Genomic DNA, 15,239 nt, shown 5'->3' on the forward strand with positions numbered 1-15,239 from the left:
TGCGGTGCGTCAGTGACATATGGGGTGGCTGGCACACCGCATTCGCGCGCAAGCCCGCTCCCACAGTTTTAAATCGGTTCCTTCAGTGGCATGGGTTTGCTCAACACCATCAAGTCCTCGCCCACCTTCTGCGCATACTGCTGCACCACGCTCTGGCACAGCGCCACAATCTCCTCCACCAACTCCACGCCCACTCGCCACGACACCACCACCTGCAGGTTCGGCGGCCGTTGTTCCATGGGCAGCATGGTCAATTCACCTCGTGCCAGCTCTTCACTGACCAATACGGGCGGGAACGCACCAATCCCGAACCCGTCCCGCAGCAGGCGGGTGATCGCTGACACCGAGTTCACACAGTTCATCCGTGGGGCGGATACGCCGTTAGCCTGCATCAGGCTGAGCACGTCCTGGTGCGGACAGGAGTTTTTCGAGTAGGTGATGATGCGCTCCTGGGCCAGTTCGGCGAGGGACGCGTAGTCGCGGTTGTAGATCGAGTGGCTGGCGACGATCCAGCCCATGGGGTGGCTGGCCAGTTCCAGGCTGCGCAAGGTTTCCTGGCGCAGCAGGTCGGTTTGCAGGATCAGGTCGAGAAAGCCTTTTTGCAACTGATCGCTGAGGTTCAGCGCGGTATCGGCGACCAACTCGATTTCTACCCGCGGAAAGTTGTCCGTCAGTTCTGCCACCAGCGCGCTCAGCCAAGTGTGAATCACCGTGTCCATCACTCCGATGCGGATACGCCCGACCTTGCTGCTGGTGGTTTCCAGGGACTGCTTGAGCCCTTGCATGGTCGCCATCATCTGCTCGGCATAATCGAGCACCTTCAAGCCTTCCGGCGTCAGGCTCACACCTCGGGAATCGCGCAGGAACAGCTTCACCCCCAACTCGCTTTCCAGCACGGCGATGCGGCTGGAGATCGAGGCCTGGGTAGTGAACAGCTTCTCTGCCGTGAGGCGAAAGCTCTTGAGCTTGGCCACCCAGACGAAGGTTTCGAGGAACTTCAAATTCATGGGATCAACTTTTCTTATGCATGGATTGTTTTTTATTAGTTGGACGCAGCGTGCCGCAACCGCCAAAAATCGAGCTGTCTCACGATAAGCGTCGTTGGGGCTCGGGACAACATCGTTGCGAGATCTTGGTAAAAGATCCCACACTACAAAAAAATAAAGCCTACAGGAGCCCTACCGTGAGCCGCCTGCTATTGAACTGCGACATCGGCGAAAGCTTTGGCAACTGGACCTTGGGTCTGGACGCCGAAGTCATGCCGTTCATTGATTGCGCCAACGTAGCCTGCGGTTTCCACGCCGGCGACCCGAGCATCATGCGCAAGACCGTCAGCCTGGCCTTCGAGCATGGCGTGCAGGTGGGCGCGCACCCGGCGTACCAGGACCTGCAGGGTTTCGGCCGCCGCTCCATGGCCTACACCCCGCAGGAAATCCAGGACCTGTTGCACTACCAGGTCGGCGCCCTCGACGGTATTTGCCGGGCCCAGGGCGGGCGGGTCAGCTACGTCAAACCCCATGGCGCGATGTACAACGACATGATGGCCAAGCCTGCGCAATTGCGAGCGGTGATCCAGGCCGTGGCGGCCTACGACGCCAGCCTGCCATTGATGCTGATGGCCACCCGTGACAACAGCGCCGCCCAGGCCCTGGGTGACGAATATGGCGTGACCCTGTGGTTCGAAGCCTTTGCCGACCGTGCCTACGACAGCGCCGGCCATCTGGTCTCCCGCCAGTTGCCGGGCGCGGTGCATCATGACCCGGAAAAGATCATCCAGCAGGCCTTGATCATCGCCCGGGGAGACCAGTTGGTCGCCAGTGATGGCAGTCCGTTGCACCTGCAAGCCAATACCTTGTGCGTGCATGGCGATAACGCCAGCTCAGTGGCTGCCGTGCAGCGCATCCGCGAGGCGTTGACCCCAGCATGAAGCCACGGATTGAAGTGGTGGCCATCGACTGCCTGATGGTGCGCCTGTTTGAGGTGATCGCCGAAGACAACATGCCCTGGATGCTCGCCGCCACCCGCCGTTTGCGCGAAGGTTTTGGCCCGGCGCTGGTGGACCTGGTGCCGTCCTACACGACCCTGATGGTGCACTACGACCTGCTGGCGCTGGACCCTGGCCAGGCACGGGCGTTGATCGACCAGGCGCTCAAGGAATTGCAGCCCGAACCCAAGGGCAGCGGGCGATGCCATGTGTTGCCGGTCTGGTATGACCTGAGTGTCGGCCCGGAGTTGGCGTTGCTGGCGCAGCGCAGTGGCCTGGCAGTGGAGGAGGTGATTCGCCGTCACAGCCAGCATGAGTACCAGGTATTCGCCTTGGGCTTCGCCCCGGGGTTTGCCTTTATGGGGCTGGTGGATGAACAGCTCGCGACACCGCGGCTCAACACCCCGCGCAAGCGGGTGGCGGCGGGCAGCGTGGGCATCGCCGAGCGGCAGACGGCGGCTTATCCGGTGGTCTCGCCAGGTGGCTGGAACCTGATCGGCCGCACACCGGCCAAGTTGTTTGACCGCGAACGCGACGGCTACAGTCTGATGCAGCCGGGGGACACCGTGCGTTACGAAGCGGTCAGCCATCGCGAATTCATCAACCTGGGTGGCGATGACACACCGTTGGAGGCCCAGGCATGAGCCGCTTGTTGATCGAGGCCAGCACGCCGCTGTGCCTGTTGCAGGACGCCGGACGTTTTGGCGTCAGGCATTTGGGCGTGACCCAGGGCGGCGCGCTGGATTGGGTGTCGATGTCGTGGGCCAATTGGTTGCTGGGCAATGCCCTGGATGCGCCGGTGGTGGAAATCACCTTGGGTGGCTTCACCGTGCAGGCCGAGGCCTATTGCCTGCTGGCGCTGGCCGGGGCGGACTTGGGCGCGTATGTCGACGAGCGCGCGATCAGCCCGGGGCGCAGCTTTATTCTGCAAAAGGGCCAGCGCTTGCGTTTTACCCAGCCTTTCAGCGGTGCGCGGGCTTACCTGGCAGCGCCGGGCGGGTTTGATGCGCCGCAGGTGCTGGGCAGCTGCGCCACGGTGGGCCGTGAAGAACTGGGCGGGCTGGATGGCTTTGGCCGGTCACTGGCCGAAGGTGCGCAATTGACCTATTCGGGCGTGGGCGGTGCGATGCAGGTGTTGTCCGCCGGGCAATTGCCGAAGCTGGATTTCAAGGCGCCACTGGAGGTGATCCTCGGGGCGCAGATCGGTCAGTTTGGCGGGCAGAGTCTGTTTGATGTGTTCAACAGCGAGTGGACCCTCGACAGCCGTGCCGACCGCATGGGCATGCGCTTGCTTGGCACGCCGCTGGAGTATCAGGGGCCGTCGCTGATCTCGGAAGGCATCCCGCTGGGGGCGATCCAGGTGCCGCCGGATGGGCAGCCGATTGTGTTGCTCAATGACCGGCAGACCATTGGCGGCTACCCACGATTGGGCGCGTTGACGCCATTGGCGTTGGCGCGGCTGGCGCAGTGCTTGCCGGGGGAGAAGGTGAGGTTGGCGCCGGTGGTGCAGGAGACGGCGCATCGCCAGCAAGTGGAGTATTTGCAGTACCTTGCCAGAAACTAAAGACCGCCGCAGGACAAAATGTGGGAGCGGGCTTGCTCGCGAAGGCGGTGTATCAGCCAATATATTCGGTGACTGACACTGCGCTTTCGCGCGCAAGACCGCTCCCACATTTGATCGTGGTTGTCTGGGAAACAACTTACTTCGACAAAAAGCGCATCCCTTCCTCAAGCCCGCGCAACGTCAACGGAAACATCTGGTCCTCGATCAAATCCCGGACAATCCCGGTGGACGCCGTATAGCCCCAGGTATCTTTCGGGTACGGATTAATCCAGATCAGCTTCTTGTACTTCTCCATGAACCGCTGCATCCACACATACCCGGGCTCTTCATTCCAGTGTTCGACGCTGCCGCCGGCCTGGGTGATTTCATACGGCGCCATGGCCGCATCGCCGATAAAGATCACTTTGTAGTCGGCACCGTACTTGTGCAGCAAATCCTGGGTCGAGGTGCGTTCCGAGCCCCGGCGCATGTTGTTCTTCCACACCGATTCATAAATGAAATTGTGGAAGTAGAAATACTCCAGGTGCTTGAACTCGGTCTTGCACGCCGAGAACAACTCTTCGCAAGTCTTCACATGGGCATCCATCGAGCCGCCGATGTCGAACAGCAGCAACAGCTTGATGGTGTTGCGCCGCTCCGGGCGCATCTGGATATTCAGCAGCCCGGCATCGCGGGCCGTATGGTCGATGGTGCCGTCAATGTCGAGCTCTTCCGCCGCACCCTGGCGTGCGAACTTGCGCAGGCGGCGCAGGGCGATCTTGATGTTGCGCGTGCCCAGTTCCACCGAATCATCGAGGTTCTTGTACTCGCGCTGGTCCCAGACCTTGACCGCCTTGCCCTGGCGCTTGCCGGCATCCCCCACGCGAATGCCTTCGGGGTTGAAGCCGCCGGAGCCGAAGGGGCTGGTACCGCCGGTGCCGATCCACTTGTTGCCGCCGGCGTGGCGTTCTTTCTGTTCTTCGAGACGTTTCTTGAATTCTTCGATGAGCTTGTCGAGGCCGCCGAGGGACTGGATCTGTGCGCGCTCTTCGTCGGTCAGCGAGCGTTCGAATTCCTTGCGCAGCCAGTCTTCGGGGATCAGCGCCTGCAGGTGATCATCGAGTTTTTCCAGGCCATTGAAGTAGGCGCCGAAGGCCCGGTCGAACTTGTCGAAATGCCGTTCGTCCTTCACCAGGATCGCCCGGGCCAGGTAGTAGAACTCGTCCATGTCGGCGAAGGTCACGCGCTGTTTCAGCGCGTTGATCAGGTCCAGCAGCTCACGCACCGACACCGGCACCTTGGCTGCACGCATTTCATTGAACAGGTTGAGCAGCATGGCAATCGCCCTTATCGGTTACCGCGACGGCTCATGAACGCCAGGCGTTCCAGCAACTGCACGTCCTGCTCGTTCTTCACCAGGGCACCGGCCAGGGGCGGGATGGCCTTGGTGGGGTCGCGCTCGCGCAGTACCGCTTCGCCGATGTTGTCGGCCATCAGCAGTTTCAGCCAGTCCACCAGTTCGGAGGTGGACGGTTTTTTCTTCAGGCCCGGTACTTTTCGCACGTCAAAGAATACGTCGAGGGCTTCGCTGACCAGGTCTTTCTTGATGTCCGGGTAGTGCACGTCGACGATCTTTTGCAGGGTGGTGCGGTCCGGGAAGGCGATGTAGTGGAAGAAGCAGCGGCGCAGGAACGCGTCCGGCAGCTCTTTTTCGTTGTTGGAGGTAATGATGATGATCGGGCGCTTCTTGGCCTTGATGGTCTCGTCGATTTCGTAGACGTAGAACTCCATCTTGTCGAGTTCTTGCAGCAGGTCGTTGGGGAACTCGATGTCGGCCTTGTCGATTTCGTCGATCAGCAGGATGACCCGCTCCTCGGACTCGAAGGCTTCCCAGAGCTTGCCCTTTTTCAGGTAGTTGCGTACGTCGTGCACCTTGTCCACGCCCAGCTGCGAGTCCCGCAGGCGGCTCACCGCGTCGTACTCGTACAGGCCCTGGTGCGCCTTGGTGGTGGACTTGATGTGCCAGGTGATCAGCTTGGCGCCAAAGGATTCGGCCAGTTGCTCGGCGAGCATGGTCTTGCCGGTGCCCGGTTCGCCCTTGACCAGCAGTGGCCGCTCCAATGTGATGGCGGCGTTGACGGCCAGTTTCAGGTCATCGGTGGCAACGTAGGCCTGGGTGCCTTCGAACTTCATCTATCAATCCTCGAACGTGACGCCGAACGGTGCAGGACCGAAGCGGGCGAGTAATCAGCTTGGCCCGACTATACCGCGCAGCCCCGGCGACTGTGAACGCAGACGGGCTATTCAGTCTCTGAATGGGCAGTCACGTTGAAGATCAATCTGTCGAGGGCTTGGGTTGTTCATAGCGGGCGTTGAAGGCCTGGACAAAACCATTGCGCAAAATCTGCAAAAACGCCTGGAACGCGCTGATATCTTGCTGGTGCACGTTGCCGCTGAGCTCCACGCGGGTGGCGAACTGGTTTTTCTGCTGGTTCTTCAGCACGGTTTCGCTGACGCCAACCACCGCCTCCCAGATCGACCGAAAGATGCCCTTGTCCTTGTTCTCGACATCCTGCTGCCAGTTGAACACTTCGACATTGCGCAGCAAAGGCTTGATGTAGCCGGTCAACTGGCCTTTTTCGGCCTGGGCTTCCACCACCAGGTCGCCGGTGCCGGCATTGAAGTCGAACTTGCCGTAGGCCGAGGCGAAGTCATTCATGCGCTTGAGTTCGATATCCCGGGCCCGGAAGCGGAATTCGAAGTTTTCGAAATTGCTCAAGGGGTCGAACGTGGCGGTGGCTTCCAGCGGTGCCTGGCCCAGGAACAGCGCCTTGCCGTCGAAGCGCGCGTCGCGCTGGCCTTTGACATCCACCACGTTGGTCAGGTTGTAGAAGCTGGCGTTGACCTGGGTCGCGTACATATTGACCGGCGGTTTCGAACTGAAGTTATGGAACGCGATCTTTCCGTCGTCGATGCGTACCTCGTTGAGGGTGATCGGCAACAGTTTGCTCAGTTGGGCCCGCCAGTCGGTGCCCTGACCGGTCTGGGACGCCTGTTTGTTGGTGCCGCCGTCGACGAAGTTCAGCTCCGGCTTGATGAACTGTGCCTCGGCCACCACCGCGTGGTCGTACCACAGCGAATGCCAGCTGACCGACAGGTCGATCACGGGCGCCTTGACGAACGGTACCGGCACCTTGCCGTCGACCTTGACGATCTGCAAGCCGTTGATCCGATAGGCGCCGCGCCACAGTGCGAGGTCGACATCGGTGACCTGGCCGCGGTAATCGCCCATGTCGGCGAGTTTGTCATTCAGGTAATTGCGCACCAGATAGGGCAGGGCGATATCCAGGACGACCAGCAGTACCACGACCCCGACGAGGGTCCAGAGCGGCCAACTGTAGCGACGTTTCATAGGAAAATTCTCCATCCGTGTAGGCGATTGACTGCTGGCGCCGCCGGACGTTCGCTTGACTGGACGCCTTGCAACACGAGGCATACCCTTGGGGCCTTCCTGAAATTGCCTTAAGGACCCGTCATGAGCCGCATTTTTGCAGACAACGCGCACTCCATCGGTAACACGCCCCTGGTTCAGATCAACCGTATCGCGCCGCGTGGCGTGACTATCCTGGCCAAGATCGAAGGGCGTAACCCGGGGTATTCGGTGAAGTGCCGGATTGGCGCAAACATGATCTGGGATGCCGAAGGCAGCGGCAAACTCAAGCCGGGCATGACCATTGTCGAGCCAACTTCCGGCAACACCGGGATCGGCCTGGCATTTGTCGCCGCCGCCCGTGGTTACAAGCTGTTGCTGACCATGCCCGCCTCCATGAGCATCGAGCGCCGCAAGGTGCTCAAGGCCCTCGGCGCCGAACTGGTGTTGACCGAGCCGGCCAAGGGCATGAAGGGCGCGATTGAAAAAGCCGGCGAAATCCTTGCCAGCGACCCGGCCAGGTACTTTATGCCGGCCCAGTTCGAAAACCCGGCCAACCCGGCGATCCACGAGAAAACCACCGGTCCGGAAATCTGGAATGACACTGATGGCGCGGTGGACGTGCTGGTAGCGGGCGTGGGCACTGGCGGCACCATCACCGGGGTGTCGCGCTATATCAAGAACATCCAGGGCAAGCCGATCCTGTCGGTGGCGGTGGAGCCGATCAGTTCGCCGGTGATTACCCAGGCGCTGGCCGGTGAAGAGATCAAGCCCAGCCCCCACAAGATCCAGGGTATCGGCGCCGGTTTTGTGCCGAAGAACCTCGACCTGTCGATGGTCGACCGGGTCGAACTGGTCAGCGACGAAGAATCCAAGGCCATGGCGTTGCGCCTGATGCAGGAGGAGGGGATTCTGTGTGGTATCTCCTGCGGCGCGGCGATGGCCGTGGCGGTGCGACTGGCAGAGAAGCCGGAAATGCAGGGCAAGACCATCGTCGTGGTGCTGCCGGACTCCGGTGAACGCTACCTGTCGAGCATGCTGTTCGCCGATTTGTTCACCGATCAGGAAAACCAGGCTTGATTCAAATCAGCGCGATGGCGTGGCCCTTATGCATAATTGGCCCGTTATCGCGCACCGCTAGATGCTGATTGTTGGAGTGCGCGGGTTTTTCCCGAGGCCCGGAGTGTTTATCATGGCCGGCTGCTACGTCTGGTTTCCCCGTAACGGGAGGCTAATGGCCAGACGCCTATTTCCAGGAGTTGCTGCATGACCTTTTCTTTGGCCGCCAAACTGTCGGTGTTGCTGCTGTTTATCGGCAGCACGCTGTATGTGCATTTGCGTGGCAAGGCCCGTTTGCCGATGTTGCGTCAGTTCGTCAACCATTCAGCGCTGTTCGCCCCGTACAACGCCTTGATGTACATCTTCTCCGCCGTGCCGTCCAAGCCGTACCTGGACCGCAGCAAGTTCCCGGAGCTGGACGTGCTCAAGGACAACTGGGAAGTGATTCGCGAAGAGGCCATGCACCTGTTCGACGAGGGCTACATCCGCGCCGCGGAGAAGAACAACGACGCCGGTTTCGGCTCGTTCTTCAAGAAGGGCTGGAAGCGTTTCTACCTCAAGTGGTACGACAAACCGTTGCCGTCGGCTGAACTGCTGTGCCCGAAAACCGTGGCCCTGGTCAGCAGCATTCCCAACGTCAAGGGCGCGATGTTCGCCCTGTTGCCAGGTGGCAGCCACCTCAACCCGCATCGCGACCCGTTTGCCGGTTCCCTGCGTTATCACCTGGGGCTGTCCACGCCGAACTCCGACGACTGCCGTATTTTCGTCGACGGCCAGGTGTACGCCTGGCGCGACGGTGAAGATGTAATGTTCGACGAGACCTACGTGCACTGGGTGAAGAACGAAACCGAGCACACCCGGGTGATCCTGTTCTGCGACATCGAACGCCCGCTGAGCAACCGCCTGATGACCCGCATCAACCGTTGGGTCAGCGCGCAACTGGGGCGCGCCACCGCGCCGCAGAACCTGGATGACGAACGCGTTGGCGGGATCAACCAGGCGTATGCCTGGAGCAAGCGCTTCAGCGACAGCTTCAGTGGCGTGGTCAAGCAGTGGAAGCGCAAGCATCCGAAGGCTTATCGCATCCTGCGGCCAGTGCTGGCGGTGGTGGTGCTGACGGCGCTGGGGTATTGGTTGTTTGGTTAAGACTTTTGCAGGCACGAAAAAACCGCTCCGATGAGCGGTTTTTTTATGCGCTGGATTTGTGCGGGCGAAGTTATTGCAAAGCATGTCCCCAGCTGGTTATAGTCGGCCGCAGGTGTTTCAAGACACCTTGTTCATCCCTTCATAAAAGATCAGCACATGCCAGCTTCCCTGCGCATAGCGGTAGTCGATTCAGCGGTCAACGCTGCGGTCGTGCCGTGCGGGAGCCAGCAGCCTGCGCAGATCAGTCACTACCCCCCACCTGTCAGTAGCACGCCGGTGTACGCAGTCGTATCACCGCCGGGTGTTGGCATTTCGGGCTGATCAGCTGATGGCTGTTCCCCTGTGCCCGCCTGAAAAAACCTACTGAATTTCAGCTGTTGCTGAGTTGGCTTTTTGCCTGATCACAGGTGGTATCCATGTCTGTTCTTTCGAAACAATCCGTGGCCGCGGCGGCCTCGACGAGCCTGTTTGTCTTGCTGTGGAGCAGCGGGGCGATTTTCTCCAAATGGGGCCTGGCCCACGCTTCACCCTTTGCGTTTCTGCTGATCCGTTTCGCCATCGCCCTGGCGGGGTTGGTGATACTGGTACCGATCCTCAAGCTGAAGTTGCCGCGTCCCGGCAGGCCGATGCTTTACGCGGCGGCTACCGGGCTGGTGCTGTTGGGGGCCTACCAGATTTTCTATCTGCTGGCCCTGGACCTCAAAGTCACGCCCGGCATGATGGCAACCATCATGGGCGTGCAGCCGATCCTGACCGTGGTGTTGATGGAGCGCCGGCGCTCCTGGAGCCGGATGTTCGGCCTCGCGCTGGGATTGGCGGGGTTGATCATGGTTGTGTACCAGGGCATCGGGATGTCCGGCATGTCCCTGGCAGGCATGCTTTTTGGCCTGTTGGCCCTGGCCAGCATGACCTTTGGTTCGATCATGCAGAAGCGCATCACCGATAACCCGTTGGGCACGTTGCCTGTGCAATACCTGGCCGGCTTGCTGTTGTGCTCGGTGTTTGTGCCGTTCCAGCCGTTCCACTTTGAACACAACACCGGCTTTTTCGTGCCGGTGCTGTGGATGGGGCTGGTGGTGTCGTTGCTGGCGACGCTGTTGCTGTACCGGCTGATTGCCCGGGGCAACCTGGTGAATGTCACCAGCTTGTTCTATCTGGTGCCCGCGGTGACGGCGGTGATGGATTACCTGATCTTCGGCAACAAGCTGGCAATGTTGAGCTTGCTGGGGATGGGCTTGATCATCGTCGGATTGGCTTTTGTGTTCCGTAAGGGCTGATAAACCCAATGCTGTAGGAGCCAAAAAGCTCCTACAGCTTGCGGGCCAATTTCCCCGGCCGAAGCACCAGCCACAACGCCCCCGCAATCAATAACCCGCCATACAGATGCGCCATGGACAACGGCTCATCCAGCAGCAACGCGCCCCACAATACCCCGAATGGCGGAATCATGAAGGTCACGGTCATCGACTTCACCGGGCCGATGGACGTCAGCAAGCGGAAGTACAGGATGTAGGCAAACGCCGTGCATACCAGCCCCAACCCCAGCAGCGACAACCATACAGGCCAGCCACCCCAGCTGACCGGTGGATGGCTGATGGCACTCCAGGCAAACAGCGGAAGCAGGAACAGCGTGGCCCCGAGCATGCTGCCCAGGGCCGCCAGGCGACTGTCCAGCCCGCCCTGTTGATCGAGCCAGCGGCGTGCCAAAAAGCCGGCAAAGCCATAGCAGGTGGTCGCCAACAGGCATGCCAGCGCACCCATCAACAATTCCATGTCGAAGGCCACCGGCCCGGCGCGGGTCAGGATGCCAACGCCGAACAGGCCCAGGCATACCCCGGCGATTTTCGACGGCGTGAGGCGCTCACTGAAGAACAACCCGCCAATCAGCACGCCCATCAGTGGCGTCGTGGCATTGAAGATCGCCGAGTAACCGGCCGGCAGCACTTGGGCCGCCACTGAATACATGGTCGCGGGAATGCCCGAGTTGATCACCCCGAGCAACAGGACCGTCTTGAACTTGCCCTGGAAATCCCAACTCACCCGCATCATGGCGAGGATCACCAGCAGGCCGGTGGCGGCAATCGACACCCGGAAAAACGCGGTAGGAAGGGTGCCGATTTCCGGCGCGATAATTCGCATGAACAAAAAACTCGCGCCCCAGATAGCGGCCAGCACCAACAGGTGCAGGGTGTCGACAGGTCTCACGGAGGAACTCCAGTTTGATAAGGGCGGAAGTGTTGCCCACCGACCTGTCTGACACAATCGCTAATACATGTTTTACAGCACGAAACGCGTCACCAAGCCATTGAGGTCCACCGCCAGCCGCGACAGTTCCTGGCTGGCCGCCGAGGTCTGGGTGGCACCGGCGGCGGTTTGCGTCGACAGGTCCCGGATGTTCACCAGGCTGCGGTCCACCTCACGAGCCACCAACGCTTGCTGCTCGGCGGCGCTGGCGATCACCAGGTTGCGCTGGCTGATCTGCGAGATCGCCGCCGTGATTTTCTCCAGTGCACTGCCGGCGCTGTTGGCTCGCTGCAAGGTCTGGCCGGCGTGTTCGGCGCTGCTGTTCAGGGCGCCGACGGTGTCCTGGGTGCCTTGCTGGATACCGTTGATCATCTGCTCGATTTCTTCGGTGGAGTCCTGGGTGCGTTGTGCCAGGGAGCGCACTTCGTCAGCCACCACGGCAAAACCACGACCGGCCTCGCCCGCGCGGGCCGCCTCAATCGCCGCGTTGAGTGCCAGCAGGTTGGTCTGCCCGGCAATCCCGCGAATCACTTCAAGCACCTTGCTGATGTCCTGGGCCTGTGCCGCCAGGCCCTCGGCCTTGGTCGAGGCACCGAGGACTTCGTCCACCAGGTTCTGGATCGAGCTGATGGTTTCGCTGATCTGGTAGTGACCGTGCTTGCTGTCTTCGTCGGAGGCCTTGGAGGCTTCGGCGCTGGACACCGCATTGCCCGCCACTTCATCGACTGCCGCGCTCATCTGCGTCACGGCGGTGGCAGCCTGTTCGATCTCGTCGTTCTGCGCTTGCAGGCCGCGGGTGCTCTGCTCCATTACCGAACTCATCTCTTCCGCCGCCGAGGCCAACTGCTGCGACGATTCGCTGATGCCACGGATGGTTTCCTGCAGGTTGGCCTGCATGGTGGCCAGCGCGGTGAGCAGTTGCGCCGGCTCATCCTTGCCCTCCACGACGATCGGCCGGCTCAGATCGCCGGAGGCGATGGTGCGGGCCACTGTCAGTGCCTGGCCAATGGGCGCGGTGATGCTGCGGGTCAGCAGCCAGGCCAGCAGTAAAGTTGCCATCAAGGCGGTGACGATGATGGTGCCGACCACCCATTGGGCGCTGGTGTACATCTGCGCCGCCGATGTTGCGGCGTCTTCCACACCTTTTTGGTTGAAGGTGATCATGTCTTCCAGGCTTTTATTGAGGACCATGCCTTGGGGGGCGAGGCGGCTGTTGAGCAGGTCCATGGCGTTTTGCTGCTGGTCCTGGTCGACCAGTTGAATCATCTGGCCGACGATCGTCATATAGCTCGCAACGTTGGCTTTCAACTGTTTGAGCAGGTCGCGTTCCTGCTCGTTGCTCAGCAGGGTTTCGTGACGGTTCAGCAGTTCTTCAAGGTCGCCACGCTGGCGGGTGATCAGGTTTTTGCTGTTGTCACGCACCCGGGACTCATCGGTGGTGAGCAAGCGCAACGCTTCCAGACGGATGCTGGCGACGTAGGCGGCGCTGTCGTGAATGTTTTCAATACTCGGCATCCACGACTCTTCGATGATCAGTGCGCTTTCCCGCAGCTTGGCCATCTGGCCTAAACCAAACAGGCCGACCACGATCAACAGGCTGGCCAAAACCCCAAAACTCAGACTGGCGCGCAGGCCGATCCCCATATTCCTCAATGACATCTCAATGCTCCTTTGGCGGTTAGAACCTGTTCCCGGATCGGTCTTCTGACCTTGTTAGGTGGGAGAGGGCGCGCTATATAGCAAAGTGCCACTAGCTAGGGTAGTCAGGGTTTCCCTTACGTTGGATCCAATGGTCGAGAAGCCACCAGTAACGGAGCAGTAGAGCAAAGACTCTTATTTACCCCGGCTCGCACAGGCAGGCCACGTCACACAAGGCCTATAGATGAAACGTTTAATGCGGGGAGGGTGACGCGCGGGTTTTTTGTTGACCAGTTAGTCGAATTAAATAAAGAGTAAATAAATGTACGAAATGAACAATCTTGTACAAGTCTGAATGAAAAATGATCCTTCTCCTGTTCCCGCACACTGGCTAAGCTCAGCTCACTCCAAATGCCCGCAGAGGTTTCCCGAATGCCGCAGCCAACGCCCGCCCTCGACATTGCGCAGATGATCCTCGACGGCTTCGACGACTACCGCGAGCACTTCCGCCAGATCACCGACGGCGCCCGGGAGCGCTTTGAAAAGGCGCAGTGGCAGCAAGGGCAGGCGGCATCGGCTGCGCGCATCAATCTTTACGAAGAGAAGGTCAGCGAAGTCACGGCGCGGCTGCGGGCGGCTTTCGATGAAGCCGTGTTGCTCGACATTGCCGACTGGCCGCTGGTGAAAAGTGCCTACATCAGCCTGATCGACCTGCGGTTTGACGATGAGCTGTCCGAGACCTGGTACAACTCGACGTTTTGCGGGCTGTTCAGCCATGACCTGATCAGCGACGGCTGCATGTTCATTCACACCACCCGGCCGAGCCTACGCCGCGCCCGGGCGGCGCAGACCCGAACCTACAAGCCGGGCGGCAAGCTGGCAGGCATGCTGGAACAGATTTTCGCCGACTACAGTTTCAGCGAACCCTACGCCGACTTGCCCGCCGACCTGCGCCGCCTGGAGGCGCAATTGCGCGAAAACCTGCCGGACTGGGTGTGCAAGGACCCGGACCTCAACGTCGAACTATTCTCCTCGGTGCTGTACCGCAACAAAGGCGCGTACCTCGTCGGGCGCATCTACACCCGCGACGAACAGTGGCCGCTGGTGATCCCGCTGCTGCATCGGGAAGGGCGCGGCATCCAGATCGACGCGCTGATCACCGACGAGGCCGATGTGTCGATCATCTTCTCGTTCACCCGCTCCTATTTCATGGTGGACGTGCCGGTGCCGGCGGAGTTTATCGGCTTCCTCAAGCGCATCCTGCCGGGCAAGCACATCGCCGAGTTGTACACCTCCATCGGCTTCTACAAACACGGCAAATCCGAATTCTACCGGGCGCTGATCAACCACCTTGCCACCACCGATGACCAGTTCATCATGGCGCCGGGCGTGCGCGGCATGGTCATGAGCGTGTTTACCCTGCCGGGCTTCAATACCGTGTTCAAGATCATCAAGGACCGGTTTTCACCGTCGAAAAACGTCAACCGCGCCACCGTGATCGAGAAGTACCGGTTGGTGAAAAGTGTCGACCGGGTAGGGCGCATGGCCGACACCCAGGAGTTCGCCGACTTCCGTTTTCCGTTGAGCAAATTCGAGCCTGAATGCCTGGCCGAACTGCTTGAAGTCGCCGCCGGTACCGTCGAAGTCGAAGGCGATACGGTACTGATCCGCCACTGCTGGACCGAGCGGCGCATGACCCCGCTGAACCTCTACCTGGAAAACGCCAACGAAGCCCAGGTGCGCGAAGCCCTGGAAGACTACGGCCTGGCGATCAAGCAACTGGCGGCGGCGAATATTTTCCCGGGCGACATGCTGCTGAAGAATTTTGGCGTCACCCGCCACGGTCGCGTGGTGTTCTACGACTATGACGAAATCTGTTTCCTGACCGAGGCCAACTTCCGCCACATCCCGGCGCCGCGTACCCCGGAAGATGAAATGGCCTCCGAGCCCTGGTATTCCATCGGTCCGCTGGACGTGTTCCCCGAGGAGTTTCCGCCATTCCTGTTTGCTGATTCCGGCCAGCGCCGCCTGTTCGACGAACTGCACGGCGAGTTGTACAACGCCGACTACTGGAAAGGCCTGCAAGAGGCGATTCGCGCCGGCAAGGTAATCGATGTGTTTCCTTACCGGCGCAAGGGCCTGGACAATGAATGAGGGGAGCGCGCGGCGGCGCTTTTCTGCGACAATCCGCCCCC

The 15,239-nt window shown here is 60.5% G+C and carries 13 protein-coding genes; 7 read left to right on the forward strand and 6 right to left on the reverse strand.

Features of this window, described 5'->3' with window-relative positions; translation table 11 throughout:
• Positions 1-68 precede the first annotated feature (68 nt).
• Positions 69-1,007 (reverse strand): LysR family transcriptional regulator, encoded by a 939-nt coding sequence (locus ACW9I6_RS06785; RefSeq protein WP_008437943.1) that lies wholly within the window; start codon positions 1,005-1,007, stop codon positions 69-71.
• Between the two features lie 176 nt (positions 1,008-1,183).
• Between ACW9I6_RS06785 and ACW9I6_RS06790 the strand changes: the two genes are divergently transcribed.
• The 3 genes from ACW9I6_RS06790 to ACW9I6_RS06800 are packed head-to-tail and all read left to right on the forward strand — an operon-like array spanning position 1,184 to position 3,548.
• Positions 1,184-1,927 (forward strand): 5-oxoprolinase subunit PxpA, encoded by a 744-nt coding sequence (locus ACW9I6_RS06790; RefSeq protein ID WP_457339082.1) that lies wholly within the window; start codon positions 1,184-1,186, stop codon positions 1,925-1,927.
• Positions 1,924-2,628, forward strand: a complete 705-nt coding sequence (gene pxpB / locus ACW9I6_RS06795; RefSeq protein WP_003210687.1) for a 5-oxoprolinase subunit PxpB — start codon at positions 1,924-1,926, stop codon at positions 2,626-2,628. Before ACW9I6_RS06790 ends, pxpB begins: the two co-directional genes overlap by 4 nt.
• Positions 2,625-3,548 carry a 5-oxoprolinase subunit C family protein gene (locus tag ACW9I6_RS06800; protein ID WP_457339083.1) on the forward strand — a complete coding sequence of 308 codons (924 nt, stop codon included), beginning with the start codon at positions 2,625-2,627 and terminating at the stop codon, positions 3,546-3,548. Before pxpB ends, ACW9I6_RS06800 begins: the two co-directional genes overlap by 4 nt.
• Positions 3,549-3,684: 136 nt before the next feature.
• On the opposite strand, the gene ACW9I6_RS06805 is transcribed toward ACW9I6_RS06800, so the two are convergent.
• The 3 genes from ACW9I6_RS06805 to ACW9I6_RS06815 form a co-directional block, all read right to left on the reverse strand.
• Positions 3,685-4,863, reverse strand: a complete 1,179-nt coding sequence (locus ACW9I6_RS06805) for a vWA domain-containing protein (protein WP_003210689.1) — start codon at positions 4,861-4,863, stop codon at positions 3,685-3,687.
• An 11-nt stretch (positions 4,864-4,874) separates the two neighbouring features.
• Positions 4,875-5,720, reverse strand: a complete 846-nt coding sequence (locus ACW9I6_RS06810) for an AAA family ATPase (RefSeq protein WP_003210690.1) — start codon at positions 5,718-5,720, stop codon at positions 4,875-4,877.
• Between the two features lie 142 nt (positions 5,721-5,862).
• Entirely contained in the window at positions 5,863-6,939 is a 1,077-nt protein-coding gene (locus tag ACW9I6_RS06815) for a DUF748 domain-containing protein (protein WP_087692565.1), read from the reverse strand.
• A 123-nt stretch (positions 6,940-7,062) separates the two neighbouring features.
• Between ACW9I6_RS06815 and cysK the strand changes: the two genes are divergently transcribed.
• The 3 genes from cysK (at position 7,063) to ACW9I6_RS06830 (ending at position 10,439) form a co-directional block, all read left to right on the forward strand.
• Positions 7,063-8,037, forward strand: a complete 975-nt coding sequence (cysK, locus tag ACW9I6_RS06820) for a cysteine synthase A (RefSeq protein ID WP_102368330.1) — start codon at positions 7,063-7,065, stop codon at positions 8,035-8,037.
• 186 nt (positions 8,038-8,223) lie between these two features.
• A complete protein-coding gene (locus ACW9I6_RS06825; RefSeq protein WP_003210693.1) occupies positions 8,224-9,162 on the forward strand; it encodes an aspartyl/asparaginyl beta-hydroxylase domain-containing protein in 939 nt (312 codons plus the stop codon).
• Positions 9,163-9,578: 416 nt separating this feature from the next.
• Positions 9,579-10,439, forward strand: a complete 861-nt coding sequence (locus tag ACW9I6_RS06830) for a DMT family transporter (protein WP_178903211.1) — start codon at positions 9,579-9,581, stop codon at positions 10,437-10,439.
• Positions 10,440-10,470: 31 nt separating this feature from the next.
• On the opposite strand, the gene ACW9I6_RS06835 is transcribed toward ACW9I6_RS06830, so the two are convergent.
• On the reverse strand, positions 10,471-11,367 hold the full coding sequence (locus tag ACW9I6_RS06835) for a DMT family transporter (protein WP_003210695.1): 897 nt from the start codon (positions 11,365-11,367) through the stop codon (positions 10,471-10,473).
• Between the two features lie 72 nt (positions 11,368-11,439).
• Positions 11,440-13,065: a methyl-accepting chemotaxis protein gene (locus ACW9I6_RS06840; RefSeq protein WP_177022939.1), complete on the reverse strand. Its 1,626-nt coding sequence runs from the start codon at positions 13,063-13,065 to the stop codon at positions 11,440-11,442.
• Positions 13,066-13,476: 411 nt separating this feature from the next.
• Between ACW9I6_RS06840 and aceK the strand changes: the two genes are divergently transcribed.
• Positions 13,477-15,198 (forward strand): bifunctional isocitrate dehydrogenase kinase/phosphatase, encoded by a 1,722-nt coding sequence (gene aceK / locus ACW9I6_RS06845; protein ID WP_102368332.1) that lies wholly within the window; start codon positions 13,477-13,479, stop codon positions 15,196-15,198.
• The last annotated feature ends 41 nt before the right edge of the window (positions 15,199-15,239 follow it).

It is taken from the genome of Pseudomonas sp. SDO5522_S412 (assembly GCF_054071215.1).